Source organism: Pseudomonas lijiangensis (assembly GCF_018968705.1).
Classification (GTDB): Bacteria; Pseudomonadota; Gammaproteobacteria; order Pseudomonadales; family Pseudomonadaceae; genus Aquipseudomonas; species Aquipseudomonas lijiangensis.
This window is the reverse complement of sequence record NZ_CP076668.1, coordinates 933,954-959,852: the sequence shown is the minus strand read 5'-3', so window position 1 is coordinate 959,852 and position 25,899 is coordinate 933,954. Positions and strand designations below refer to the sequence as shown.

Genomic DNA, 25,899 nt, shown 5'->3' with positions numbered 1-25,899 from the left:
GATGCATTCAGCCCAGAGCCTTGCATCGCATCTGGCAAGACTCGCTACATGAATGCAGTCTGCCTTCACTCATGGATCTCACTTCACACACGGACTCCCATAGAAAGTACCTGTCGAGAAAGACAAGATGAACAAGGCCCATCTGAAGGCTGAGCTTCTGCAATACACGTTAGGCAGCAACCTTGCAGGTCTATGGGCTCAACTGATCGCGGCAATCGGTATGGTGCTCTTGGTCCAGACATCGGAAGTCGACCGCGAATGTCACTGGACATGGCTGGCAATCGTCGTGACCACTCTGGGGTTCAGGTATGCCTTGCATCACTACCTGCTCAAAGTCGCCAATACTCCCAGAGGTCAATCGATCGAATGGCTTGATCGAGCCTGGAAGCTTCAGGGAGCCGGCCTGTTTGCCACCGGCTTTCTGTGGGCAGTCCTCATCCTGAGCGAATTCAATACCTATCCACATGCCCAACAGTATCTGATCACCATGGTGATATCGGCCATGGCAGGCGGTGCCAGCGGAATACTTGCGCCCATGCGCGTGATGGGCCCGGTGTATTTCGGGCTCATGATGCTGCCTGTCTGCTACCAGTTGGCCGTACAGACTCCATCGCAGTGGATACTCAGCGTCATTGGCGTGGCGTTCTATGGCCTGATGCTTGCCGGGCACCGCAACAACTATGAACGGCTGCGCAATTCCATCGAATTGAAGTATGAAAACTCGGACCTGGTCGAACAACTGACCCAGCGCACCGAGGAAGTGCTCGCCACCAATGCAGAGCTTGAAGAGCGCGTCGCCGACCGAACACGCTCCCTGCACAATCTGGCTCATCACGATCCGCTCACCGGCCTGCCTAACCGCCGCGGCCTGATGTACGACTTGAGCCCGCTGCCGGATTCCGCTCCCCAATTGCGCGCCGTCCTGTTTCTCGACCTGGATCACTTCAAGCAGATCAATGACGGGCTGGGACATGCCTGTGGCGATGAAATCCTTCAGGGCGTCGCGAAGCGTTTGAAATCCCTGCTGCCAGACGGCTCTTCCATTGCCCGCTGGGGAGGCGATGAGTTCATTGTCGTGACGCCAGCATTACTCGATATCCGCACCCAGGCCTGGCAACTGGCTGAGAACCTCGGGGAAGCGCTGATAAAGAACTTCGAGGTCGCCTCTGCCTCCCTGCGCATCGGCGTCAGCATCGGCATTGCCATTCAGGGCGACGATGGCGACAACATTGAAACCCTGTTGCAAGCCTCCGACCTGGCATCTGCGGAAGCCAAGCGACAGGGCCGTGGCCGTATCGTGTTTTATGATCAGGAACTGGCGCGCATTCAGCGTCGCAAGCTGGACATCAACATCGCCCTGCGCCAGGCCGTGCATGATGAAAGCCTGTCCCTGGTATTCCAGCCCCTGATCTCGGCAACAACCGGCGAAGTGATGTGCATCGAAGCCTTGCTGCGCTGGAACCCTTCTCTGCTGGGCGCTGTAGGCCCGCAGGAATTCATTCCCATAGCCGAAGAGTCCGACCTGATCGTCGAACTCGGCGCCTGGGTATTGCAGCAGGCCTGCCGCGCAGCCGTCACCTGGGAGAAAACCGGCCCGGAACTGCCGTCGATTGCCGTGAACGTTTCCATTCGCCAGTTGGTGACGCCGGGCTTCACCCGCTTCGTCGCCCAGACGCTCGCGATAGAGCGTCTGTCCCCTGCCCGGTTGATTGTGGAAGTCACCGAGTCGGTGTTTGACGAAGCCTGGAAGGATCGCATTCTCGAATCGCTGCATCACTTGAGAAAACTGGGTGTGCATATCCACATCGACGACTTCGGCACCGGCTATTCCTCACTGTCCAGATTGCGTGAGCTGCCCATCGATGGCATCAAGATCGACCGCTCATTCGTCGCCCAGCTTGATGACCGGGCACTGGCCGTGGTGGAAAGTGCAGTCCTCATCGCCAAGCGCTTTTCGTTGAAGATCGTTGCCGAAGGGATCGAAACCCATACCCAGGCGCAATGCCTGCATGCAATGGGAGTGGACGAATTCCAGGGTTACCTGCTGGGCAAACCGCAACCCTGGGTGCAGCTACAAAGTATTGCGCCCACCTGGATCAACGAGCCTGCATTAGCCGTTTGACGGCACCACGAGTCAAACGCAAGACCCTGCTCCCCAATGCAAAACACCTCAACCGCCGGACCTGGCGATTGAGGTGTCATCGAGTGAAGCGTTCGGTAAGACCCGATCAACCCAACTGGAAGCGCGCTGTATTGTCGTTCAACGCACGGCTGCCCTTGCTCAGGGTATCGGCCGCCTGATTGACGGCACGGGCACCCTCGAGCAAACGACCTGCTGCCTGATCCACCTGCTGAATATTGTTGCTGACCTCATCGGCCGTCGAAGCCTGTTCTTCGACCGCAGTGGAAATCTGCACCAGGGTGTCGGTCACGCCTTGCACGGCAGAAGCAATTTCCCCCAACCGCAAACCCAGCCCGGTCACGGACTGAGCATCGTTGACCGCCTGACCACAAGCCGCTTCCATCAGATTGACGGCCTGCGTCACGGTAGAGCGCAAGCTGTCCACAGTACCGGCGATTTCCGCCGTGGAAGCCTGAGTGCGCTGCGACAGGCTACGGACCTCATCGGCCACCACTGCAAACCCGCGCCCCTGCTCGCCCGCCCGCGCCGCCTCGATGGCCGCGTTGAGCGCCAGCAGGTTGGTCTGTTCGGCAATGCCGCGAATCGCATCAACGACCGACTGGATCTGCTGCCCCTGCTCGCTGACACGCCCCAGAGCGGCAGCCGTATCCGTCAGGCGCTGATTGAGCTGCTGGATGCTGTCGGTGGTGCGTCGGCTGTCGCGACTGCTTTCTTCTGCAATCTTGCGGGTCTGGCGTGCGCTGTCGGAAGCCTGTTCACAGCTTCTGGCCACACCCTGAGAGGTTGCCGCCAGCTCGGTGGCCGCGGCTGCAATCTGGCTGATCTGATACTGCTGCTCTTCGACTTCACTGAGCGTGCCATTGGACTGGGTATTGAGGGTCAGCACTGCATCACCCAGTTGCCGGGTTTCGTGATTGACGCCCAACAGACTGGTGCGCAACTGCACCACCGCAACGTTCAGCGCCTTGCTGATCGCGGCCAGCTCGTCACGCCCCTGCACCGAAACCTCGACGCACAGATTGCCGTCACGCAGCGATTCGGCGAGCGTGGTAATGCCGCTGGCACTACGGCGAATTGAAGATTGCAGGCAAACGAACAGATAGAGCGCTGCCAGAAGCAGTACGCCAAAGGCCACGGCCATCGGAATGAACTGCATATTGGAAGTATCGCGGTAGTACTCGAGCCGATCGTTCAGAGAAACCAGCGACTGCTTGCGCAACTGAGCCATCCCGCCCAGCAGGGCATCAATGCTGCGCTCGAACTCTTCGGGCTTGAGCTTGATGCTGCCACCGAATACGCCCTCATCCAGCACTTTCAGCTCGGCGTCCAGCATCGCGGAAGTCGCCTTGTATTTTACAGCCCAGGGCTCCAGCTCCGGCGGCAGCTTGGACAACAGCAGGTTGCCCGCCTTGTGCATTTGATCCTTGGCATCATCGATGCGACCGCGCAGGTCACGCATCTGCAAACGACTTTGCAGACTGAACTGACCTGTGGCCACGGAAGTTTGACCGATACTGGCCATACGACCGATACGCTCGATCAGATCCGGCATCTGCTGAGTGGAAAGCTGCATCAGCATGTAGGTTTCCAGCCAGGGATCGAGGATCAGGCCGCTGTCCATCGCAATCTGCTCACGCAGGGCCTGGGTCAGGCTCAGGGACGCAGTAAAACGATCATAACCATCCGGCCACCAGCCAACCGTGCGCAACGAAGCCGAGTCCAGGCCCTTCACGGACGCCTGCAATGCCCTGTAACGCTCCATGGTTTCAGCAGTAGCATCTTCCTGCGCCAATTTGGCGCCTACGGCATCCAGTGCCTGGGAGATTTTCGAGACATTGGCATCAAGCTTGGCAATCGCAGCCTTGGCCGCAGGAGTGGGTTCACGAAGAATATCGGCAGCCTTCCAGCGCGCCGCGTTATCACGCTGGGTCGATAGCTCGAAATCCAGGTCATCGAGAACCAGCAACTGACGCACACCTGACTGTTCGCCCGTAATCACCGCAAGCTTGTTGCGATAATCCTGAGCAATCATCCATACACTGCCCACCAGGGGCAGCATGAACAACAAGAACAGGACCTGAAACTTACGCGCGAAACCAAAATGCCCCATCAGGCGCATACCTGGTGATAAAAGCCCACTCATGTCCGCCATCCCCCTGTGACACGCTGCAAAAACCGGGTAGACCCGTGCAGATGCCCGTTTTCAAAAAAGCCAAATAGCAAAATGCCATGTTATTGATTTGATGACGATAGCCACCGCTACTCGTTTATCCGAAAAGCGAAGTCGTCCATGTTTTAAAGGCACGAAAAGCATCTTGTTCAGTGCATTGCGCGGAACAAAGCAAGAACTGGACCGACGCAGCCCTTTTTGCAGTAAAACTCCACAAATGACGCAGAAAACTTACCCAAAGTGCATAAAGTGGACGACCTGCGTGGACAACACAGGCCCGGCGGTTCCCTTTGAGGAAAAACTCTCGCTGCCCCACCGACAAAAACACCTTCCAGCATTCGGAAAACCGAACATCAGCCGTTCGAAAACGGCGTTCGTAGCGGCCTGAAAAATGAGTCCCGTAACATGTCACTGGAAGAAACAGTCGAAGTGAATGGCAGGAGACGCCCGCGACCGACACGCGCCACCGAATGCGAACAGGTTAACCAGGCCGCAAGACAAATAACCGTACCCTCCAAAGCCCCTGAAAACCGAGACTTTGCAGCAGCTCCGAGCTAACCGATTGATCAATCGCAATTATTTTTCATATCGACGCTTGACACATAGTCGTTCTGCGCGAATAATGCGCGCCACTTGGCTACATAGCTCAGTTGGTTAGAGCATAGCATTCATAATGCTGGGGTCCGGGGTTCAAGTCCCTGTGTAGCCACCAACTTCAACAAGAAGCCCGCCTAGTGCGGGCTTTCTTGTTTTTGGCGTTCAGCAATCCGCTCTCCCCCTCCTCTAATACCCCCAATTCGCCCGCTCGATAATCCTGCGCCACTCCCTTCTGATTCCACCACCTGTCGGATAAAGCCAAGGCTCTAGGCTGAGCCTCTTCGTCCTCCGCATGCCCACAACCCAGCCAGGCTTGCATCACAGAATGCCTCACCATCAGGTACGCCAGGCATTGGCTCAGAAACGAACACAAACAAAGGAGCAATTGCAAATCGTTTGTATTTACATGCTTGTGAAAAAATTGTTAAATCCTGCGCTTCACGTTGCACTTTGCCATGCCGAGCGACCCTCGCTACGCCTCTCGCAAAGCCGCCATGCCTTCATGCCCCTCTAGGAATCACGAGATGCTTCGTCCCTTTATCCCCACGTTGACCGGTGCCTTGGCACTAGGTTTGTCGGCCGCTGCCCTGGCTGCTCCTGTCAGCTTGAATCTGCCATCTCAGTCCCTATCGTCGTCTCTGACCCAATTGGGTCAGGCCAGTGGTATGCAAGTCAATTTCGATGCCCGTTCAGTCGCAGGCAAGCAGGCACCCGCGGTGCGGGGCAATCTGGAGCCGGCGCAAGCGCTGAATCAGTTGCTGGCCGGTAGCGGTCTGGGTGCAACCGTGCAGGGTAATTCTGCGCAGGTATTCCAGCAGCAGGCCGCAGGTCCGGTATCGCTGGGTAACGTGAATATCGATGCCGACACGGGCATTGCGGGGGTTGCGACCACCGAAGGCACCAATTCCTACACTACGGGCTCGATGAACACGGCGACCAAGTTGCCCTTGTCGATCCGTGAAACCCCTCAGTCGGTCAGTGTCATCACGCGCCAGCGCATGGATGACCAAGGCATGAATGACCTTAATGACGTCGTCAAATATGCACCGGGCGTGACTCTGCGCAAGTTCGGTCAGGACCGTCAGCAGTTCCTGGCTCGCGGCTTTACCATCGATAACGTGATGTACGACGGTTTGCCGAGCATCCTGAGTACTTTCACTCAGGACACCCTGGCCGAAGCTGACCTTTCCATTTACGACCGCGTTGAAGTGGTTCGTGGTGCCACGGGCCTGATGACCGGTGCAGGCAATCCGTCGGCGACCCTGAATATGGTGCGCAAGCGTCCTACCGCGACGCCGCAAGTCAGCATCACCACCAGCGCTGGAAGCTGGGACCGTTACCGCACTGAAGTCGATGCTTCCAACAAGCTCAACGAGTCCGGCACCCTTCGTGGACGCTTTGTGACTGCTTATCAGGATGACAAAAGTTTTGTCGACGAGCGCAACAAACAACGCCAGACCTTTTACGGAATTCTGGAAGCCGATCTGAGCGATGCCACCACTTGGAGCATTGGTGCCTCCAAGCAACGTGACGATACGACTTCGGACTGGGGTAGCCTGCCATCAGGCCCTAACGGTGAAAATCTGCACTTTTCGCGCTCGACCTTTTTAAGCGGCGACTGGGCTTATTGGGACAGGGATAATGTCAGCGTATTCACTGACGTGACTCACCGTTTCGACAATGGCTGGAACGCAAAACTGGCAGCAGCGAAAATCTGGGCCAAGTCAGAAAGCTTTTCCAACTATCTGCAACTCGACTCCACATCCTCTACTGGATACACGCTAGGGGCAGGTGCCTATGACACCAAGGATGTGCAAACCAACCTGGATGGCACGCTTACTGGCCCCTTCCAGTTGTTTGGCCGAGAGCATGAGTTGACACTCGGTGCGAGCCGCCGCCAGGAAAAATTCGATCAGGTCGGTGGCTGGTGGAATGCCTATACCGTAGATCCTTTTGCTATCACCCCTGGCACTATTGTGAAACCAGAACGTGGTGACAGTAACTGGAACTTCTACCAAGGCAAAAACACGGCGACAGAAGAGGCTGTTTATGCAGCCGCACGCTTTAACCCGACCGATAAACTGCATGTGATCGTTGGTAGCCGGTTGAGCTGGTATGACTACGATGACCGCAGCGGCACCAGCGACTATAAGGTCACACAGGAAGTCACCCCTTATGCGGGCGTTATCTACGACCTGAACGATACCTACTCGGTCTACGCCAGCTATACCGAAATCTTCAAGCCGCAGGACAATAAAAGCGCCTCAGGCTCTGTGCTTGATCCAATGACCGGTGAAAGCTACGAAATCGGATTGAAAGGCGAGTACTTCAATGGCGCACTGAACGCATCGGTAGCGCTCTTTGATATGACTCAGGAAAACCGCGCGTATGAAATTGCCAACCAGACCACGGATAACTGCCCAAGCTTCCCTGCCACCCGGTGTTACAGCGCTGCGGGCGAAGTACGCAGTCGCGGTATCGACACCGAGATCAGTGGTGCATTGACCCCGAACTGGCAGTTCTCCGCAGCCTATACCTATCTGCTGAGCCAGTACGTCAAAGACGCCGAAGAGCGTAACGAAGGTCGTAACTTCTCGCCGGATCAACCCAAGCATCTGTTCAAGGCCGTCACCAGCTATAACCTGCAGGGTGATCTGAACAAATGGCGCGTTGGGGCGGACGTTCTTGCTCAAAGCGAAACCTTTGAGCGGGTCGGCAACGGCTATGCGACTCAGAATGCTTACTCCGTCGTCGGTCTGATGGCTGGCTACAAGTTCGACGAGCACTGGGATGGCCGCGTCAATTTCAATAACGTATTTGATACCAAGTACTGGCAAGGTATTCCCGAGGGCGGCGGTATGGGCGTCTACGGCGACCCGCGCAATCTGATGTTCTCGCTGAAGTGGACTCTCTGATCCATCGGACGCACTGAAAACTCTGAAAAGCCGATGCCAGAGCTTCTGGCATCGGCTTTTTCATGCCTGCCATTCGGTATTGTTTTGAAACATTCTGCTCCGCATGCCTGACGCTACCTGTAGGAATTTTTCACACCGCCTGCGTTACCATTTCTGGTCGAAATTCAGTCAGAGCCTGAAACCAGGATGTCCGTAAACCCCGCCGAACCGTCTTCAAACCTACCTGCTGTACTCGCTGGTCCTGTCTTGCGTCGTCAGGAAGCAAACCGTCTGGTGCTTTGGCTGACAGGCTCGCGAGCGCTTTCCATGACTTTGCGTCTGCAATTCACTGACGCCAACGGGGCGCAGGTCTGCACGGACTATCCGCTCGACGCCGGGCAATGCAAGGTTATCGCGGTAGGTCGTCATGCCTTTGTGCACCTGATCGACGTAAAGCTGGATACCGAACTCCCCAGAGACACCCTGATCGGTTACGACCTGCTGATCGATGGCGAAGCGCACAGCGGCATCGCCGACTGGGCGCCACACCTGCTGTACGCCGAAACCGGCAGCCCGAACTTTGTGGTGCGCAGCAAGATCGACCATATGCTCCATGGCTCATGCCGCAAACCGCATCATCCTGCGGCTGATGGCCTGCTGTGTGTCGACCGCCTGCTGGCCGACACAAAAGACCCGCAGGAGCGCCCTGCCCTGCTGATGATGAGCGGTGATCAGGTTTACGCCGACGATGTTGCCGGCCCCATGCTGCGTGCCATTCATGCCTTGATCGAGCGCCTTGGCCTGTTCGGGGAGCGGCTTGAAGGTGCAGTGATCGATGACAGCGTCGATCTCTATCAGCACCCGGCCAGCTATTACCAGCGCGCCGATCTGCTGCCGGCACTCAAGAGCAACGAAACGCTGCGCGAGCGGTTCTTTGGTGGGGTCAGTAAACCTGTGTTCACCAGCAGTTCGGCGGATAACCATCTGGTCACGCTGGCGGAAGTCATGGCGATGTATCTGCTGGTCTGGTCGCCGACACCCTGGACACTGATCAATCCGGACATGCCGAAGCTCGATGCCGAACAGTGCGAACGCTACACCAGAGAACAGCACCTGATCGACGCTTTCAAACGCGGCCTGGGTGGTGTAGCGCGGGCCATGGCGCATCTGCCCTGCATGATGATTTTCGATGACCACGACATCACCGATGACTGGAACCTGTCAGCCAACTGGGAGGAAAGCGCCTACGGCCATCCATTCTCCAAACGCATCATCGGCAACGCGCTGCTCGCCTACCTGCTATGCCAGGGCTGGGGCAACAATCCCGATGCGCTTGATGACCTCATCCAGCAGGTCGAGGCCTTGAGTGCAGAGGTCAAGAACCATGACAACCGCTGGGCCAGCAAGACCCAGGATGCCGTAATCGACAAACTGCTGCACTTCCAGCAATGGCACTACGTTCTACCCACCAGCCCGGCGCTGGTGGTGCTCGACACCCGTACCCGGCGCTGGCGCAGTGAGTGGAACTTCAGTCAGCCCTCAGGCCTGATGGACTGGGAAGCGCTCAGCGAACTGCAGCAGGAGTTGCTCGACCACAAGGCCGCAATCATCGTGTCGCCAGCGCCCGTGTTCGGGGTCAAGCTGATAGAGGCTATCCAGCGGGTATTCAGTTGGCTCGGTTATCCGTTGCTGGTGGATGCGGAAAACTGGATGGCGCATCGCGGGGCCGCACAGGTCATTCTCAATATCTTTGGTCACTCCAGGACGCCGGGGAACTACGTCATTCTTTCCGGAGACGTGCATTATTCGTTCGTCTACGAAATCCTGATTCGCAAGCGCAGCGGCGGGCCACGCATCTGGCAGATCACCAGCAGCGGCATCAAGAACGAGTTTCCCCGCCGCCTGCTCGACACCTTCGATCGCCTGAACCGCTGGCTCTACTCGCCGCGCTCGCCGCTCAACTGGTTCACAAAACGTCGTCGCATGAAAGTCATTCCGCGCACGCCGCAGCACAGCAAGGCCGGTGAGCGGTTATGGAATTCGGCAGGCATCGGCCAGGTCTTCTTCAATGAGCGTGGCGAACCGACCCTGATCAATCAGCTCAACGCCAATGGCTCTGCGCCCACCTGCTTCGTCGAACCGCAAGAGTACAAGGACGAGCGGTCCTCGCCGGGCAGCGGTTTTCTGGAAAATGACGGCAAAACGAGCGATAGTCACCGCTGAACCTTATCGACGATTGCCGGGTCGATAGTAGCTACCAGATTTTGTGAACACTCCTGCGCCCGGCGCTGCTGCGTTTTCACATAATCTGAAGGTCATTTTTGTAACACTGACACGCATTACTTTCTGGAGAGCGTCCCGTGATAACCAATCAACGCATAGCCAGGCTTAACGCATGGGGTGCTCACGGCTTTACCGCCACAGGCGTAGTCCTTGCGTTTCTGGCAACCATTGCACTGTTCAACAATGAACCCAAGGCCTGCCTGCTCTGGCTGGGCGTCGCCCTGATCGTGGACGGTGTCGACGGTTCGCTGGCGCGCAAGGTCAACACTCACTCGGTACTGCCGCACTTCGACGGCTCGGCACTCGATCTTGTAATCGATTATCTGACCTACGTCTTTATCCCGGCGTTGTTCATCTATCGCTATATCCCGCTGCCGGAATTCACCCTGCTGTTAAGCATATCGATCATTCTGGTCTCGTCGCTGTTCTGCTTCTGCAACGTGGATATGAAAAGCAAGGACAACTATTTCCAGGGCTTCCCGGCTGCCTGGAACGTCGTCGCCCTGAGTCTGTATATCCTTTCGCCATCGCCATGGATGACGTTCATCACCATTGTCGCCCTGGCACTCCTGACACTGACCCGCATGAAGTTCCTGCACCCGTTTCGTGTGCGCAAGTTCATGCCGATCAATATTGCGGTCACCACGGTCTGGCTGCTGTGCAGCGCCTCGCTGATCATCAACCACCCACACAACGGGCCGGTGATCATGGGGCTGTGGTTCGCCATGTCGGCTTACTTCATGGGGATCTGTATCTGGAGAACATCCCTGGAGTGGCTGGGCAGGCTCAAGGCCTGAATCCAGAGGAAGGAAACGCAGGGCTGTTGATCTTCAACAGCCCCGATCAGGTCAACACTTGCTGTCGACCTGCAGCGCAGCAGCAGAATCCTGCCTGCTGAACAGATAAGTGCTCACGCAGCACAGCAGTAACCCGCCAACGGCCACCAGGCCGCCCACGATCCCCACATTTGCCACGCCCAACTGGCTGCTCACCACGCTGCCCAGCAGGGCACCGCCGCCGATCCCGATATTGAAGATGCCCGAAAACAGGGACATCGCCACATCGGTGGCATCCGGCGCCAGGGTCAGGACTCTGGCCTGCAGCACCAGCCCGAAACACATCATGGCCATGCCCCACACGACACTCAATGAACCGAGGGCAGCCGCCTGACTCGAGAACGGCAGCAACATCAGCAGGCACAGCGCAACCAGCGTGATGGAGGCGATCAACAGGCCATTGGGGAAACGACTGCTGAACAGGCTGAACACGATGGAACCGATAACCCCTGCGCCACCGGCCAACAGCAGCAACACGGTCGTCATCTCGCCGCTCAGATGCGCCACGGTCTGGGCAAAGGGCTCGATGTAGCTGTAAGCGGTGAAATGCGCAGTGACGACGGTCGCGGTCAGTGCATAGATGGCTACCAGCCGTGGACGCTTGAACAGGATCGGCAGGCTTCTGAGCGAGCCGGAGTTCTGGCTGGGCAACAGCGGCAGCGTACGGCTCAGCAGCAATACGGTCAGTGCGGAAATCCCGGCAATCCCCATGAAGGTCGTGCGCCACCCCAGCGCCTCGCCCAGCACGCGGCCCAACGGAATACCCAGCACCATGGCCAGCGAAGTGCCTGTTGCCAGCAAGCCCAATGCCTGGACCTGCTTGCCCGGCGGCGCAATGCGCACGGCAAGGGATGCGGTGATCGACCAGAAAATCGCATGAGCGAAGGCAATGCCGACACGGCTGACCAGCAACATGCCGAAGCTTGAAGCCGTGGCCGAAATAATATGGCTCACGACAAACAACATGAATATGCAGATCAGCAATTTGCGCCGCTCGATGTTGCGGGTAATCAGCATCATCGGCAGGGACATCAGCGAAACAACCCAGGCATAGATCGTCAGCATCAGGCCGACCTGCGCCGTGGTCATGTCGAAGCTTTCGCCAATATTGCTCAACAGGCCAATAGGCACGAATTCGGTCGTATTGAAAATGAAGGCAGCCAGCGCCAGGGCAATCACGCCAAGCCAGCTACCGGTACGAACCTCTGGAGGGGTATTCATCAAGAATGTGCAACGCTCAAAGGAGTAGCCGTTCGCCATGCATATGAATCCCGCATGGCACCTGTACCGCAAAATCAGGCCAGCCCCCTTCGGCAACAAACGCAAAAAAGCCCCGCTCGTGAATGCATGAACGAGCGCAGCGTGCGATGTGGATTATTGTGGGTATGGGGGATACAACCAGATGAGGCGAATTCTACGTCTGGATCGCATGGATCACAACACGTGAGCCTGTGCGGTGACAGCCGGTAGCCGTTCAGCCTGCCGGCTTTCGTTGCGGGCGCTCGGCCAGCCAGACCACGGCGCACAAGGCCAGACCGGCACCGTTCAGGGAAACGGGATTGAACGCCTGAACCAGAAAGTGAGGGCTGACAAGGGCCACATCGATCAACAGCCCGGCCAGCACGACCGCACTGACAATCACCGAAGCTCGCTTGAAATACCCCGAAAGCAAGCAGACCGCCAGCCCGATTTCCGCAGCGCCACTCAACATGGCCACCCAGCGCGCATCAGCAAAACCGTGGACCTGGATCATCTCCAGTTCACCCGGGCTGAGCCACAGGATCTTCGGCACCAGCCCATGGTAGAAAAACATCAGTGCCAGACCGGCACGGGCGACCCAGGCAATGCGTTGCAACTCACTCATGGGCAGCAGCCTTGAGAAAGCGTTGCTCATGGTCAGCCGTCGGCAGCAGACAATGGTCGTAACGGCCAAACAGGCGATAGCGATTCAGGGCAATGCGGTCGTATCCCCAGTCGCGCAGGCGGCGCGGCACAATGCGCAACGCGACCAGCCAGGACCAGGGCGCCGGCATCTGTCGCATGACGTACAGAAAGGCATCGGAGCGCAGCAATGCGCGGTCATTGACGATCACCGCCATGGTGTCGAACTGATCGACCGGCAAGCCCGCCCACTTCAGCAGCGCCTGCCCTTCGGTGGACTGCACGGTGGCCAGACGGATACGCCGGGAAGTGTCGTAACGGATGAGAAACTTCGCCCATCCATTGCACAACTTGCAGACGCCATCGAATAGCACGACGCACTCATCAGCCTGCAAATAAGGCGCGGGGGTAGAAGGCATGTGGCTCTCTCCTTTAAGAGCCGTCACTTTACCGCAGCGCGGCAGAATGAACCTGAAAACAACAACGCCTCGCGGTCGGGAAACGACCGGCGAGGCGTTCAGGTCAAGCGATGTTGCAGCAGATTCAAACCTTGCGCACGAACTCGGATTTCAGTTTCATGGCGCCGATGCCGTCAATCTTGCAGTCGATATCGTGGTCACCGTCCACCAGACGGATGTTCTTGACCTTGGTGCCGACCTTGACCACCAGCGAAGAGCCCTTGACCTTCAGGTCCTTGATCACGGTGATGGTGTCGCCGTCCTGCAGCACGTTGCCGGTGGAGTCCTTGATGACTTTCACATCTTCGGAAGACTCTGCACTGCTGCCGTCAGCAGACCACTCATGGGCGCATTCCGGGCAGACCAGCATTGCGCCGTCTTCATAGGTGTACTCGGAATTGCATTTCGGGCAGGACGGTAAGCTCACAGTGTTTCTCACATCGAAGGTGGGGAAAAACCATGGATTATAAAGGGTTTTTCCGCTTTCAGGGGGATAGCCATCTGCAACCCTGTCGAACGCCGTTGCAGAGGGTGCTTTACTTGTACAGGTTTCTTCAGGATTTCATCGATGACATACGCCGGTTTCACTCCCTTTCAAGACCTCGCCAGATTGCTGATCCCGCACACTCAAGCGAAGAGGTTCGATGGCTCACACGATATCTCTCACTTGCTGCGGGTCTGGAAGAACGTCTGCGCCATTCGCGATCATGAGGGCGGGGATCAGGAAATCCTTCTGGCAGCGACCGTGCTGCATGACTGTGTCAGCGTCGAAAAGGATTCGCCCTTTCGCGCCAGCGCCTCACGGCTGGCGGCCGCCAAGGCAACTGAGCTGCTGACCGAAACAGGCTGGGACGAGACACGAATCGCCGCTGTGGCCCATGCCATCGAAGCCCACAGTTTTTCGGCAGCCATTACCCCGGTGACACTCGAAGCCAGAATCCTGCAGGACGCCGACCGGCTCGACGCCATGGGCATGGTGGGCGTGGCTCGCGTGTTCTATGTGTCGGGACGGATGGGGGGCTTTCTCTATGACTCACAGGACCCTCAGGCTACCGATCGGCCTTATGACGACAAGCATTTTGCGGTCGATCACTTTCACACCAAACTGCTGAATCTGGCCGATGGCTTCCAGACCCGTACCGGCGCGCAAATGGCGCAGGTCCGGCATGCACGACTGAAGCGGTTTCTGGATGAGTTGATGGAAGAAATAGGCGCATCCTGAGCATGTTGCTGATTTTTGACGCCAAAATCTCCCGAGACCATTCGATGTCATAAAGACATCACACAACAGCCTTATAAACGGCTCTTCAAAATGCCGCCTATAGGGGTTGTTTGCCGTGAAAAAATTCCTGCCTCGTTTTTTGCGCAAGCAATCCGGAACGACGGTATTGCGCCGCTTCAAGATCACTTCGCGCCTGGTGCTGTGTTTCGGCATCACCTCGTTGCTGATGGTTGCGCTGGGAGCTTTCTGCCTGTTTCAGATGCAAGACATTCGCAATCAGGGAGAAGCCGTTGAAAGCGGCGCCCTGCCCAGTATTGCGATGGCCGATGCCATTGCGATCAACCTGGTGAAGCTGCGCAGCGAAACCACGCGCCTGATTGCCAATGCCGACGATCCCGGTGCGGTGATCAACAGCAAGATCAATGTCGAACAGCTCAAGAATGAAGTCGAGAAAGGCTTCGCCGACTATCTGGCCCGTGTGCCTGCTGGCACCGAGCATGATTCGATCATCGCTTTGCAGGAAGCCTATAACGCATTCATGCCCGGCCTGCAGGACGAGATAGGCCTGATCGAACAACGCAAGCTGGACGAAGCGCGGATGCTTTCCAACACCCTGCTGTCCTTGCAGGGCGACCTGATGGACATGCAGGTGCAACTGCTGCGCGAACTCAACAAACAAAGCGCGGCAACTGCCGTCGAAGCCGCTGGCGCCAGCTACAACCAGACCCGCATCATTGCCCTGAGCGCCATCGCACTGGCCCTGGCACTGACCCTTTTGCTGGCCTGGCGTTTGAGCGTGAGCATCATTCATCCGGTGCGTCATGCGCTGCACATCGCCAACACCATCGCCGAAGGCGACCTGACCGAACAGGCCATCCCTCAGGGCAAGGACGAGCCCGCGCAACTGCTCATGATGCTCGGGCGCATGCGCAGCAACCTGCACGGCACCATCGACCAGATTTATGCCGCTGCGACCCAGCTTTCCCAGTCGGTGCAGGAAATGGGCACCATCGCAGAGGCCAGCGCGCTCAACCTGCAGATGCAAAACAATGAAATCGAACAGGCCGCCGTCGCCGTGAACCAGATGAGCCAGGCAGCGGTTGAAGTGGCAGGCAATGCCAGCAATACCGTGACCGAATCGGAAGCCTCCAATCACGCGGCCGCACAAGGTCGGGACAGGTTGTCGGCCACCATCAGTTCGATCAAGGAACTGACCAGCAATGTGCTGGACTCATCCCATCAGGCAGAAGGACTGGCCGAACGGACCCAGAACATCAGCAGCATTCTCGATGTGATTCGCGCAATCGCCAACCAGACCAATCTGCTGGCGCTCAACGCGGCCATCGAGGCGGCAAGGGCCGGTGAAGCGGGTCGCGGATTTGCGGTTGTCGCCGATGAAGTGCGTTCTCTGGCGCAACGCACCAGCGCCTCGACAACGGAAATCGAAGGGTTGATCAACGGCGTTCAGCAAAGCACTCAGGAAACGGCAAACGCCCTGCGCCATACCGCGACCCAGGCCAACCAGACGCTAGAACAGGCAGCGGCAACGGGTGAAGCCCTGACAGTGATCATCAGCTCGACCACGACCATCAACGACCGAAACCTGATGATCGCCAGCGCCGCCGAACAACAGGCCCAGGTGGCCGGTGAGGTGGACCGTAACCTGAGCAGCATTCGCGACCTGTCCAGCCAGACCGCTTCCGGCGCACAACAGACCACCGTGGCCAGCAACGCATTGTCGATGCTGGCAACGGATCTGAACATGATGGTGCAGAGGTTTGTGCTCTAAGAGCAGCGTGGACCTGCCAATTGTGGGAGGGGCCTTGGCCGCGACGACCTGCTTGGAGGCAACACATTTTCAGCGTCTTCAAACAGGCTGTCGCGGCCAAGGCCCCTCCCACGGATTGTGATCCCGCAAGCTGGTTTTACAGCGGACGCAGACGATATTGCGGCGGCAGTTGCTCAGGGCCGCTGATGGTCGTGTCCAGGCTTTTCCAGCGGCCATCCTTGATGCCGTAGATGCAGCCATGCACCGACAGGCTCTGGCCACGATGCCAGGCGTTCTGCACGATGCTGGTATGACCGACGTTGGCCACCTGCTGAATCACGTTGAGTTCGCACAGGCGATCAACCTGCTCTTCCTCTGTCGGCAGTTTCGCCAACTCTTCACGCTTTTCGTAATACAGGTCGCGAATTGTCCGCAGCCAGCCATCGATCAGGCCGAACTGACGGTCCTGCATGGAAGCGCGCACACCACCGCAACCATAGTGCCCGGTCACGAGGATGTGTTTGACCTTCAGTACATCAACCGCGTACTGAATGACTGACAGGCAGTTCAGGTCGGTGTGCAACACAACGTTGGCCACGTTGCGGTGTACGAACAGATCGCCAGGCAACATGCCTACGATCTCGTTGGCGGGAACGCGTGCATCCGAGCAGCCGATCCAGAGATATTCAGGAGTTTGCTGGCGAGCCAGCTTGGCGAAGAACTCAGGGTCCTCCTGTTTGATCGCATCGGCCCAACGCTCGTTGTTATCAATCAGGTCTTGTAGATCGTTCATGCTATGACGCCTCGATAATGATGCCCAGATTTGACTCGCGCTCCACACGCCAAGTCACGCCAAGGTGCCACTACTTTCGAGCTATTTGCGCCGGTGGCGATTACTCGAGCAGCGTACAGGCCATCACGACTGCATCCTCGCGTCCTCCGACAGCCGGGTAGTAATCCCGACGCCGGCCGATCTCATTGAAACCGTAGTTTTCATACAACCGATACGCAGCCCGATTGCTGTCGCGCAGTTCCAGAAAACATTCACGGCCATTGAGCTGGTAGGCACGCTTCATCAGGTGGTCCAGCAGGCGCAGGCCCAGGCCACGGCCCTGGCTTTCCGGCTTGATGGTGATGTTGAGCAGATGCGCTTCGTCGATGATGACCTGGATGACACCATGCCCCACCTGCTGCGCCCCCTCGAACATCAGCCAGATGTCATAGGATTTCAGGCCTTCGAGAAAGATGCCTCGTGTCCAGGGATGACTGAAGGCCGCGTATTCGATCTTCAATACGGCATCCAGATCGGCCTCGGTCATGGGCCGGAAGGTTATTGCGTCACTCATCTATGGATTTCCAGCGCGCCATCAGCCGACGCATGGCTTGCCAGACGTCAGCCTTGCGATTCGGCTCGTCCATCAGTAATTCCAGGCCCGGCAGCGCCCAGGCGGCCCCCAGGCCTTCGACCTGCAGTTCACGGTTGAAAGCTTCGGCCTCGGCCTCACCGGCAAAGCGCACGGCGGGCAGGCCGATCAGCCACAGGCAGGCACAAGGCTCGTCTTCCAGGCGGGCGGCGACAAAGCCCTGCACGAAATCACGCGCTGCATCGGGCCCCTGATCCATGTTGCCGCGAACCAGAAGCGGCCAGCGCACAGGCTCGCCGATGATCTGCGGGCTGTCGGGCAAACCGGCAGCGCGCAACATGTCCTTGAGCAACAGATAGGCAGGGTCGCGACTCTGGAAGGGCTGCCCGGTGGGCAACTCCACCAGCAGCAGGCAACGCCCGGCCCGCAGCAATTGAAGGGAAAAGCGCGGTGGCGGCACGACAACGGCCTTGACCGTAGGCGCAGCCTCGGCCTCTTCTGCCACAGCCACTGGCGCGCTTTTGCTGGCGGAAGATGGACGAGGCACTTCGATCTTCGGCCGCTCGACCTGACGCGCAACCGGCGCTGCACTCGGAGCCACCGGAGATTGGGCGGCAACCGGCGTTTCAGGCACGACAGGCGCAACGCTTTCGACCTCGACCGGCAACGGCGCAAGCAGCTCCGGACGGGACGGGGCAGCGAAAGGCAGTTCAGTGCGCGGCAGCCAATTGACCACCTGCATGGCAGTCAGATAGGCGCGGCGACGGGACTCGTTCAGCAAAGGTCGGCCACCTGTGGATAAGTTAAGCGCGCAATTCTAGCGCTCTTCGCAGATTCGCGCCGCAGTTGATCGCCGGGAGGTGAAATCTTCAGTGGCTGATGCAGTACAATCGCTCCTTTTCACTTGCCAACAGTCGGCCTACCAATGATCGAACCCAAGCGCGTCCTGCGCGCCCTTGCCGAGCACTGGGCACTACTCGAGCCTTTATGCGAACACTTCGACCAAGGCACCCTGAGCCTGAGCGAACTGCGTCTGCAACTGGCCGCTCAGCAGCTGGACAGCACACCGCAAGACATCACCAACCTGCTGGATGTGTGGATTCGTCTGGACATTCTGGTGCCTGTCGCCAAAAGCCCGAACCGTTTCGAGCTCAATGCCCAGATCCATGACTTCCTGTCCTATCTGCGCCGCGAGCACCGCCTGGGGCTTTGCCTGGAAATCGAAGCCTATCTGCGCCATCTGGAGCGACTGGCCGGTTACATTCAGGATGCCTTCGACATTCGCGACGCCAACGATCTGGCTCGCCAGTTGCGCCTGCTGGACATGCGCGTGCGAGATGTCCTGAAAAAGCTCGCCAACGACGAACAGGCACTGGTGGCCGTTGCCGATCGCGCCAAGACCAGCGACCGCCAGATTCCCCTGCGCCAGCGCTATGCAGAGGTACTGGCGACATGGGACGAATACGTCGAACCGATGATCCAGCTGGTCAACGCCGACGGAGCATTCGAGCAAGGCGTGCGCAAGGTCGAGAACGTCCTGTTGCGCCTGCTGACCGAACAGCAGCGTCTGGGTCATCTGGTGGACGACGACATGCTGCTGCGCACCCACGCGCGCATCCTGGAAATGCAGACCAGCGCCCAGCTCACCCTGCGCCACGCACGTGAGCTGCTGCTGCCGCTGCGCGAGGAAGCCCGTCGCCATAACGCCGTGACCCGTGGTGCCGCACTGGCCTTGTCGGCCATCCGCCGCAAAGGGCTGGATGCCGTGCCGCAAGCGGCGATGCCGATGTTCACGCGCCCGCAGAGTACGTTTCTGGGCAGCGCCAGCCAGGTCGAGGCGTATGTCTACGCACTGGCCCGCTTCGAGCCCAAACCCGCACGCTTCCCCAAGGCCAGCGGCACTGCACGCAAGGGCGTACCGCCTCAGGCTCCGCGCACCGTCAAGGAAATGCTCGAACGCTGCGAAGACGCTCTGCCCATGCCGGACCTGATGGTCTGGCTGCTGGAGCAGGAACCCAACGGCGCTACCGACGAGTTGCTGTACTGGTTCTCGCGCCTGTCCCGTGACAAGCGCTTCGCCCGTGAACGCCTGGAGCGTCGCGAGTATTTCACTCAGGAGCACCGCGTCAGCCTGCGCTCCTTCGCCCTGCTCTCGACCCGAGACGAGCAGCCAGAGAATTCCGAGAGCTCCCTCAATGCATCTTGATCTTTCCGAAATGTCCCAGCTTGCGCCGATCTTTCGCGAGCTGTTCAAGGGCTATCACATCAGCCGCCGCGACCCGGAGCTGTATGCCCAACTCTCCAATGCCCAGGACCAGTACCGCACACTGTTCAAGGCATTGGGCTTCGAGCTGGTCTGCGATACCCGTGGCTTCTACTACTTCGTCCCGGAACTGGCCGCCGCTCAGGTCAACAAGACCGCACAGCGTCTGGCACTGTTCACCTTCATCCTGGTCGAGCATCTGGCCGACCAGGGTCGCGACCCGATGGCCGTGCTCGACGGCGGCACACTGGGCCGCGACGAGTTGCCTTCGATGCTGGATAAATACCGTGATCTGTTCCTCCAGGCTGAAGTCCAGACCCAGGAAGAACTCGAAGAGAAGATCATGCGCCGCATGACCCAACTGGGCTTTGCCAGTGAAGAAGTGGGCATCTACCGCTTCCTGCCACCAATGCACCGTTTCCTCGACGTGTGCCTGTCGGTGCAGCAGGACCGTGATCTGGCCGCCAGCCTGCACAGCGACCTGCCTTTGCCGACGCCGATCCTGATCGATGACGACAGTGACGAAAAACTCCTGAAAACCGACGATCCGCTGGATCTGACCGAGTTCGAGGAAGAAACCGAAGAGCAGGCCCTGGCACGCGCAATCGCTGAAGAACAACAGGAGATGGACGCATGAGCCAGGAACGTTATGGCATCCGCCGTTTTGCCCTGCTGAACACCGCTGGCTACAGCCTTGGTCTGTTCCCGCTGGAAAACCCGCTGTCGGTCTACGGCGCGAACAACCTGGGCAAGAGTGCTTCGATCAACGCCCTGCAGTTCCCGATTCTGGCGCGCATGTCGGACATGAGCTTCGGCAAGTACAGCCTGGAGCAATCGCGCCGTTTCTACTTCGCCTCGGACACCAGCTACATTCTGGTGGAAGTCGCCCTGCCCCACGGCCCCCACGTGATAGGCGTGGTCGGTCGCGGCCCGGGCGGCGGCTTCGGGCACCAGTTCTTCGCCTATGCCGGCGAACTGGATCTGAGCCATTACCAGAAGAACGACACCTGCCTTCGCCAGAAAGAGCTGTTCAGCAATCTGGAAAGCAAAGGCCTGAAAGCCTACGAGCTGAAGCCGGACGAACTCCGTCGCCTGCTGGTGGGTGGACATACCTCGATCCCGCTGGACCTGACGCTGATCCCGCTGCGCTCCACCAGCGAGCAGAGCCTCAAGACCTTCCGCGCACTGTTCATCAACCTGCTGCACATGCGCGAAATCACTGCCGCCAAACTCAAGCAGTTGTTCCTGGATGCTTTCGAGCACAGCCTGCGTTCCGGCAGCGTCGATTACATCGCTGCCTGCGAAGAAGCATTCCGCGATGTGCGCCGCATGGAGCAGGACTACAACTCGCTAGTGCTCGCCGGTCCGCTGGTCGAAGCCCTGGCCGCTGGCGTCAAGCAACGCGACATCCTGCGCGGCAAGCTGCATCGCCTGTCGCCTCTGCTGGACTCGCTGCTCGGCACCTGGTCGGACTACTCCAGCGCACGCAAGGAAGAACTGGTCACCCAGGCCGAGCATTTCCGTGCCCAGCAGGACGAGATGCAGAACGATCAGCGCAACAGCACTCAGGAGCTGATGCGTCTGGAACGTGAGATCAGCAGCATTCAGCGCTGGATCGGCGAGCTGTCGGTCCTCAAGAACCGCTTTGCGCTGGTCGATGACGTCAAGGTGCTGGAGCAGCAACTGCTGGCCGCCAAGGATGCTCACGACGAACTGGCCGGTGCGCTGGCCCAGTCCCGTCAGTTCAGCGCCGAGGATCTGGAAGAGCGTCTGCGGGATCTGGAAAAACGCTTGAAGTCGGTCAAGCAGCAGCTCGATCACGCCGACAACAACAGCTATGCACGCCTGCGTGAAGAGTTCTCGCAACCGGACGTCGAGCGCCTGATGCGCCTGTTCAACAGCGCACTGTTCAGCCTGCCGCTGGGTGAACAAGGCATTGCGCTGGACGACGGCGATGCGTGGGTCAAGTCTCTGGAAACCATCCTCGATGGCTTCAAGGGTGACCAGTTCCAGGTGCCGGGTCTGTCGATCAACCTGTCGAATATCGAGCCGCCCGCCTTGCAGGCACTGGCGGATCGTGCGGCATTGCGCGACCAGAAAGAGCGTCTGGAAAAAGAGCTCAAGCAACTGAAAACCCAGCAGGCCGTCGCCGCCGACCGCGCTGCCAGCAAGACCCAGACAGAAGCCCTGTACCAACAGGTCCTGGACGCTCAAAAGGCGCTGGAAGATTTCCGCCGCTGCCAGACCCTGAGCGCAGAAGAAGCCGGCAAGCACGAAGAGCTGGCACAACTGGAAGCCGCGCAGGACGAACTCAAGCGCTCCAGCGATGCCTTCACCGAGCGCGTCCAGCAACTGTCCGCCAAGCTGCAACTGGTCGCACGCCAGATCGGTGACATGGAAGCCAAGCAACGCACACTGGATGACGCACTGCGCCGTCGTCAGTTGCTGCCAGCGGACATGCCATTCGGTACGCCGTTCATGGACCCGGTAGACGATTCCATGGACAACCTGCTGCCCTTGCTCAACGACTATCAGGACAGTTGGCAGAGCCTGCTGCGCAGCGATGGCCAGATTGAAGCGCTGTATGCTCAGGTGCGCCTCAAAGGTGTTGCCAAGTTCGACAGCGAAGAAGATGTGGAGCGTCGCCTGCAACTGCTGATCAACGCTTACGCGCACCGCACCGACGAAGCCCTGACCCTCGGCAAGGCGCGTCGTGCAGCCGTTACGGATATCGCCCGTACCCTGCGCAATATCCGCAGCGACTACGACAGCCTTGAGCACCAGTTGGCACTGTTCAACCGCGAAATCAACAAACGTCAGGTTTCCAACCTGGCGAGCTTCCGCATAGTCCTTGCGCCGAACAAGGAAGCCCTCAAGCATATCGACCAGATCATCCACAGCGCCGGTCAGTATGAAGAAGGTGAAACCCTGTCCGTGTTCGACCTGACTCAGAGCGCCGAGCAGGACAACAAGAACGAGGAAGCCAAGGAATATCTGGCCCGACTGGTTGCTGCCAACCACAACCAGCTGGGCTTGAAAGACCTGTTCGAGCTGGCGTTCGAGATCACCAAGGTGCATGGCCAGCCAGTCATTCACACCGACATCGACGGTGCCGCCTCCAACGGTACGACCATGACCATCAAGGCGCTGACCAACATGTACTTGTTGCTGCACTTGATGGACCGTGATCTGGCCGGTCGTGTGCGCTTGCCGTACTACCTGGATGAAGCGGCGGACATCGACGAGAAGAACCAGGCCGCCCTGCTGGAAACCAGTCTGCAACTGGGCTTCGTGCCGATCCTGGCGAGTGTGAAGCCTCAAGTCTCGGCCCACGTGGCCATCGACCTTGAAGGCGGCAGCGGCCCTAATGGCATCTACATCGACGAAGCGGACTGGAAGTACATCCGCCGTCGTGAAGAGGTGAAACCGCAAGAAGCTCCGGCGCTGGCTGAATAACAGCGCCGAAGCCCGGGAGGCGCTCCTTCAAACCTGAGGAGCGCCTTTCATTCCCGGCAAGACAACATGGGTCGGGGTCGCAGCAGGCGCCACGGTCTCAGGTTTGCTCTCCTGCTGCTCGCCATTGAGCGCCTTGTTCATCTTCTCCGTATCCAGAGCTCCCACCCACTTGGCGATAGCCATGGTGCCGACACCGTTGCCGATGGTGTTGGTGATGGCTCGCGCCTCGGACATGAAGCGGTCCACACCCAATAGCAACACCATGCCTGCCACCGGAATAGTCCCCAGCGATGCCAGTGTCGCAGCCAGAATGATGAACCCGGAACCGGTCACACCGGCCGAGCCCTTGGACGTGAACATCAGCACGGCGAGCACGATCAACTGATCGGTCAGGGTCAGTGGCGTGTTGGTCGCCTGGGCAATAAATATCGCCGCGATGGTGTAGTAGATCGCCTGCCCATCGGGGTTGAAGGTCAGGCCCGACGGAATGATCATCCCGGCCACCGGTTTGGAAACCCCGGCTTTCTCCATCTTGGAAATCATCTGCGGCAACACCGACTCCGACGAGCTGGTACCCAGTACCGTGAACAACTCTTCCTTGATGAAACGCAGGAGTTTCCACAGGCTGAAACCGCTGTAACGGCAGATCGGGCCGAGCACGAAGATCACGAAAACTGCGCAGGTGAGGTAGACGCAGGCCATCAGCTTGCCCAATGAGAACAGCGAGCCGAAACCGTATTTGCCGATGGTGAAGGCGATCGCACCGAAAGCACCGATGGGTGCCAGACGCATCACCATGCCGACGATCTTGAACATGCCGTGCATGAGGCTATCCAGCGTATCGACGAACGCCTTGCCACGCGGACCGACATTCGCCAGTGCAACACCGAGCAGCACCGAGAACAGCAGGATTTGCAGCACATTGCCCTTGGCGAAGGCATCCACGATGGTGTCGGGGATGATGTTCATCACGAAATCCATGAACGTGGCATGTTTGGCTGCGGTGGTGTACGTGGCGAGGCTGGAGGTGTCCAGCGTGGCCGGATCGATGTTCATGCCTGCACCCGGCTTGAACACATCGACGACGATCAGACCCAGGACCAGCGCCAGGGTCGATACCACTTCGAAATAAATCAGGGCACGAAAGCCGACGCGCCCCAACTCCTTCATGTTTTCCATGCGGGCAATGCCGGTCACGACGGTCAGGAAGATCACCGGCGCAAGCAGCATCTTGATCAGTTTGATGAAGGCATCGCCAAGGGGTTTGAGCGCTGTTCCGGTTTCAGGAACCAGCACACCGACGACGGCGCCGAGGATGACGGCAAGCAGGACTTGTATATAAAGCTTGGAAAGAAATCTTTTCATGACGGGGCCCTGATTTTTTATTGTTGTCAGGAAATGCCAGGAGGCGCACCGATGGTCGCCCTCCTGGCGTTATGCCGCAGTACTACTTTGAATCAACGATTGATCAGCTCGATCACCGCATCGGTGACTTGCCGGGTGGTAGCGTTGCCGCCGAGGTCAGGTGTATGCAGGCCGCTTTCAGTCACGGCTTCGATAGCCGAGATCAACTGCCGGGCCGCAGTTGCTTCGCCCAGGTGCTCCATCATCATGGCGGCGGTCCAGAAGGTGGCGACCGGGTTGGCAACACCCTTGCCGGTAATGTCGAAGGCAGAACCGTGGATCGGCTCGAACATGGAAGGGAATTTGCGCGAGGGGTTCAGGTTGGCAGTCGGCGCAATGCCCAGACTGCCGGACAATGCCGCGGCCAGATCGGACAGGATATCGGCGTGCAGGTTGGTAGCGACAATCACGTCCAGGGTCGATGGCTTGAGCACCATGCGGGTGGTGACGGCGTCTACCAGCTCCTTGTCGATCTTCACGTCCGGGAAGTCCTTGGCGACCTCATAGAAAATCTCGTCCCACAGCACCATGCCGTGACGCTGGGCGTTGGACTTGGTGACCATGGTCAGGTGCTTGCGTGGCCGGCTTTGTGCCAGTTCAAAAGCGAAACGGTGAATACGCTCGACACCGGCACGGGTGAATACCGACACCTCGGTAGCGACTTCTTCCGGCAGGCCTTTATGAACGCGGCCGCCATTGCCGGAATATTCGCCTTCGGAGTTCTCGCGCACCACAACCCAATCGATCTGGTCGCCGTTATGCAGCGGGCTCTTAACACCGGGCAGTACACGAGCCGGGCGCACGTTGGCGTATTGGTCGAAACCCTGGCAGATCGGCAGGCGCAGCCCCCAGAGGGAAATATGGTCAGGCACGTTCAGCGCACCGACGGCGCCGAAGAAAATGGCGTCGAAGGTTTTCAGCTCTTCAAGACCGCCTTCGGGAATGTAGTAACCGTTCTTGAGGTAGTTATCGGAGTTCCAGTCGAAGTGTTTGAAATCGATTTCAAAGCCGGATTTTTTCGACAGGGCTTGCAGCACCTCGACACCTGCGGCAATCACTTCGACGCCGATGCCATCGCCTGGAACTGCAGCAATCTTGTATGCGCTCATGTTCACTTCACTCTTGATTCGTTCTTGTTGTACTGCCGAACAGGCTGTTCA

19 protein-coding genes, 1 tRNA gene and 1 pseudogene are annotated in these 25,899 nt (G+C 58.4%); 11 read left to right on the top strand and 10 right to left on the bottom strand.

Annotated features, from left to right (window positions below):
• The first annotated feature begins 127 nt into the window (after nt 1-127).
• Nucleotides 128-2,122 (top strand): putative bifunctional diguanylate cyclase/phosphodiesterase, encoded by a 1,995-nt coding sequence (locus tag KQP88_RS04180; RefSeq protein WP_216704924.1) that lies wholly within the window; start codon nt 128-130, stop codon nt 2,120-2,122.
• Between the two features lie 106 nt (nt 2,123-2,228).
• Here the strand turns inward: KQP88_RS04180 and KQP88_RS04175 are convergent, their stop codons facing one another.
• The gene (locus KQP88_RS04175) at nt 2,229-4,286 is read right to left on the bottom strand and encodes a methyl-accepting chemotaxis protein (protein WP_200995366.1); all 2,058 of its coding nucleotides are present in this window, start codon (nt 4,284-4,286) and stop codon (nt 2,229-2,231) included.
• 662 nt (nt 4,287-4,948) lie between these two features.
• On the opposite strand from KQP88_RS04175, the gene KQP88_RS04170 reads away from it, so the two are divergent.
• The 4 genes from KQP88_RS04170 (at nt 4,949) to pcsA (ending at nt 10,884) form a co-directional block, all read left to right on the top strand.
• Nucleotides 4,949-5,025 (top strand) — tRNA-Met (locus KQP88_RS04170).
• A gap of 409 nt (nt 5,026-5,434) precedes the next feature.
• Nucleotides 5,435-7,825: a TonB-dependent siderophore receptor gene (locus KQP88_RS04165; RefSeq protein WP_216704923.1), complete on the top strand. Its 2,391-nt coding sequence runs from the start codon at nt 5,435-5,437 to the stop codon at nt 7,823-7,825.
• Between the two features lie 186 nt (nt 7,826-8,011).
• Nucleotides 8,012-10,027 (top strand): alkaline phosphatase D family protein, encoded by a 2,016-nt coding sequence (locus KQP88_RS04160; protein WP_216704922.1) that lies wholly within the window; start codon nt 8,012-8,014, stop codon nt 10,025-10,027.
• 137 nt (nt 10,028-10,164) lie between these two features.
• A complete protein-coding gene (gene pcsA, locus KQP88_RS04155) occupies nt 10,165-10,884 on the top strand; it encodes a phosphatidylcholine synthase (protein ID WP_200995348.1) in 720 nt (239 codons plus the stop codon).
• Nucleotides 10,885-10,935: 51 nt separating this feature from the next.
• Here the strand turns inward: pcsA and KQP88_RS04150 are convergent, their stop codons facing one another.
• The 4 genes from KQP88_RS04150 to KQP88_RS04135 form a co-directional block, all read right to left on the bottom strand.
• A complete protein-coding gene (locus tag KQP88_RS04150) occupies nt 10,936-12,144 on the bottom strand; it encodes a sugar transporter (RefSeq protein WP_216704921.1) in 1,209 nt (402 codons plus the stop codon).
• 253 nt (nt 12,145-12,397) lie between these two features.
• Nucleotides 12,398-12,787 carry a DoxX-like family protein gene (locus KQP88_RS04145; RefSeq protein WP_216704920.1) on the bottom strand — a complete coding sequence of 130 codons (390 nt, stop codon included), beginning with the start codon at nt 12,785-12,787 and terminating at the stop codon, nt 12,398-12,400.
• Nucleotides 12,780-13,223, bottom strand: a complete 444-nt coding sequence (locus tag KQP88_RS04140) for a thiol-disulfide oxidoreductase DCC family protein (RefSeq protein ID WP_200995345.1) — start codon at nt 13,221-13,223, stop codon at nt 12,780-12,782. The genes KQP88_RS04145 and KQP88_RS04140 overlap by 8 nt, the downstream gene beginning before the upstream one ends.
• A gap of 124 nt (nt 13,224-13,347) precedes the next feature.
• Nucleotides 13,348-13,689 carry a zinc ribbon domain-containing protein YjdM gene (locus tag KQP88_RS04135; protein ID WP_025258553.1) on the bottom strand — a complete coding sequence of 114 codons (342 nt, stop codon included), beginning with the start codon at nt 13,687-13,689 and terminating at the stop codon, nt 13,348-13,350.
• A gap of 141 nt (nt 13,690-13,830) precedes the next feature.
• Between KQP88_RS04135 and KQP88_RS04130 the strand changes: the two genes are divergently transcribed.
• The 3 genes and pseudogenes from KQP88_RS04130 to KQP88_RS25500 all read left to right on the top strand — a co-directional run bounded on the left by KQP88_RS04130 (nt 13,831) and on the right by KQP88_RS25500 (nt 16,273).
• On the top strand, nt 13,831-14,484 hold the full coding sequence (locus KQP88_RS04130) for an HD domain-containing protein (RefSeq protein ID WP_216704919.1): 654 nt from the start codon (nt 13,831-13,833) through the stop codon (nt 14,482-14,484).
• Between the two features lie 115 nt (nt 14,485-14,599).
• Nucleotides 14,600-15,190, top strand: a pseudogene (locus tag KQP88_RS25505) (MCP four helix bundle domain-containing protein); the annotation flags it as partial.
• A 204-nt stretch (nt 15,191-15,394) separates the two neighbouring features.
• Nucleotides 15,395-16,273: a methyl-accepting chemotaxis protein gene (locus KQP88_RS25500; RefSeq protein ID WP_374011528.1), complete on the top strand. Its 879-nt coding sequence runs from the start codon at nt 15,395-15,397 to the stop codon at nt 16,271-16,273.
• A gap of 136 nt (nt 16,274-16,409) precedes the next feature.
• On the opposite strand, the gene can is transcribed toward KQP88_RS25500, so the two are convergent.
• The 3 genes from can to KQP88_RS04110 form a co-directional block, all read right to left on the bottom strand.
• Complete coding sequence (gene can, locus KQP88_RS04120; RefSeq protein ID WP_038399747.1) at nt 16,410-17,045, bottom strand: carbonate dehydratase; 636 nt, start codon at nt 17,043-17,045, stop codon at nt 16,410-16,412.
• 100 nt (nt 17,046-17,145) lie between these two features.
• A complete protein-coding gene (gene rimI / locus KQP88_RS04115; RefSeq protein WP_117166920.1) occupies nt 17,146-17,598 on the bottom strand; it encodes a ribosomal protein S18-alanine N-acetyltransferase in 453 nt (150 codons plus the stop codon).
• Nucleotides 17,591-18,397 (bottom strand): energy transducer TonB, encoded by an 807-nt coding sequence (locus KQP88_RS04110; RefSeq protein WP_216704917.1) that lies wholly within the window; start codon nt 18,395-18,397, stop codon nt 17,591-17,593. The genes rimI and KQP88_RS04110 overlap by 8 nt, the downstream gene beginning before the upstream one ends.
• A 144-nt stretch (nt 18,398-18,541) precedes the next feature.
• On the opposite strand from KQP88_RS04110, the gene mksB reads away from it, so the two are divergent.
• The 3 genes from mksB to mksF are packed head-to-tail and all read left to right on the top strand — an operon-like array spanning nt 18,542 to nt 23,335.
• A complete protein-coding gene (mksB, locus tag KQP88_RS04105) occupies nt 18,542-19,822 on the top strand; it encodes an Mks condensin complex protein MksB (RefSeq protein WP_216704916.1) in 1,281 nt (426 codons plus the stop codon).
• Entirely contained in the window at nt 19,812-20,516 is a 705-nt protein-coding gene (gene mksE, locus KQP88_RS04100) for an Mks condensin complex protein MksE (protein WP_117182218.1), read from the top strand. The genes mksB and mksE overlap by 11 nt, the downstream gene beginning before the upstream one ends.
• Nucleotides 20,513-23,335 (top strand): Mks condensin complex protein MksF, encoded by a 2,823-nt coding sequence (gene mksF / locus KQP88_RS04095; RefSeq protein WP_200995340.1) that lies wholly within the window; start codon nt 20,513-20,515, stop codon nt 23,333-23,335. The genes mksE and mksF overlap by 4 nt, the downstream gene beginning before the upstream one ends.
• A 27-nt stretch (nt 23,336-23,362) precedes the next feature.
• Here the strand turns inward: mksF and KQP88_RS04090 are convergent, their stop codons facing one another.
• Nucleotides 23,363-24,700, bottom strand: coding sequence for a dicarboxylate/amino acid:cation symporter (locus KQP88_RS04090; RefSeq protein ID WP_216704915.1), 1,338 nt, complete (start codon nt 24,698-24,700; stop codon nt 23,363-23,365).
• Between the two features lie 92 nt (nt 24,701-24,792).
• Nucleotides 24,793-25,848, bottom strand: a complete 1,056-nt coding sequence (locus tag KQP88_RS04085; protein ID WP_216704914.1) for a tartrate dehydrogenase — start codon at nt 25,846-25,848, stop codon at nt 24,793-24,795.
• Nucleotides 25,849-25,899 lie beyond the last annotated feature (51 nt).

Bases quoted from the DNA above. Each gene is read 5' to 3' on its own strand.
- KQP88_RS25500 (WP_374011528.1), top strand. From the start codon at position 15,395: ATGATGCTCGGGCGCATGCGCAGCAACCTGCACGGCACCATCGACCAG.
- rimI (WP_117166920.1), bottom strand. From the start codon at position 17,598: ATGAGTGACGCAATAACCTTCCGGCCCATGACCGAGGCCGATCTGGAT.
- mksB (WP_216704916.1), top strand. From the start codon at position 18,542: ATGATCGAACCCAAGCGCGTCCTGCGCGCCCTTGCCGAGCACTGGGCA.
- KQP88_RS04130 (WP_216704919.1), top strand. From the start codon at position 13,831: ATGACATACGCCGGTTTCACTCCCTTTCAAGACCTCGCCAGATTGCTG.
- mksF (WP_200995340.1), top strand. From the start codon at position 20,513: ATGAGCCAGGAACGTTATGGCATCCGCCGTTTTGCCCTGCTGAACACC.
- KQP88_RS04085 (WP_216704914.1), bottom strand. From the start codon at position 25,848: ATGAGCGCATACAAGATTGCTGCAGTTCCAGGCGATGGCATCGGCGTC.
- KQP88_RS04180 (WP_216704924.1), top strand. From the start codon at position 128: ATGAACAAGGCCCATCTGAAGGCTGAGCTTCTGCAATACACGTTAGGC.
- KQP88_RS04090 (WP_216704915.1), bottom strand. From the start codon at position 24,700: ATGAAAAGATTTCTTTCCAAGCTTTATATACAAGTCCTGCTTGCCGTC.
- KQP88_RS04145 (WP_216704920.1), bottom strand. From the start codon at position 12,787: ATGAGTGAGTTGCAACGCATTGCCTGGGTCGCCCGTGCCGGTCTGGCA.
- KQP88_RS04160 (WP_216704922.1), top strand. From the start codon at position 8,012: ATGTCCGTAAACCCCGCCGAACCGTCTTCAAACCTACCTGCTGTACTC.
- mksE (WP_117182218.1), top strand. From the start codon at position 19,812: ATGCATCTTGATCTTTCCGAAATGTCCCAGCTTGCGCCGATCTTTCGC.
- KQP88_RS04150 (WP_216704921.1), bottom strand. From the start codon at position 12,144: ATGAATACCCCTCCAGAGGTTCGTACCGGTAGCTGGCTTGGCGTGATT.
- KQP88_RS04165 (WP_216704923.1), top strand. From the start codon at position 5,435: ATGCTTCGTCCCTTTATCCCCACGTTGACCGGTGCCTTGGCACTAGGT.
- can (WP_038399747.1), bottom strand. From the start codon at position 17,045: ATGAACGATCTACAAGACCTGATTGATAACAACGAGCGTTGGGCCGAT.
- KQP88_RS04140 (WP_200995345.1), bottom strand. From the start codon at position 13,223: ATGCCTTCTACCCCCGCGCCTTATTTGCAGGCTGATGAGTGCGTCGTG.
- KQP88_RS04175 (WP_200995366.1), bottom strand. From the start codon at position 4,286: ATGAGTGGGCTTTTATCACCAGGTATGCGCCTGATGGGGCATTTTGGT.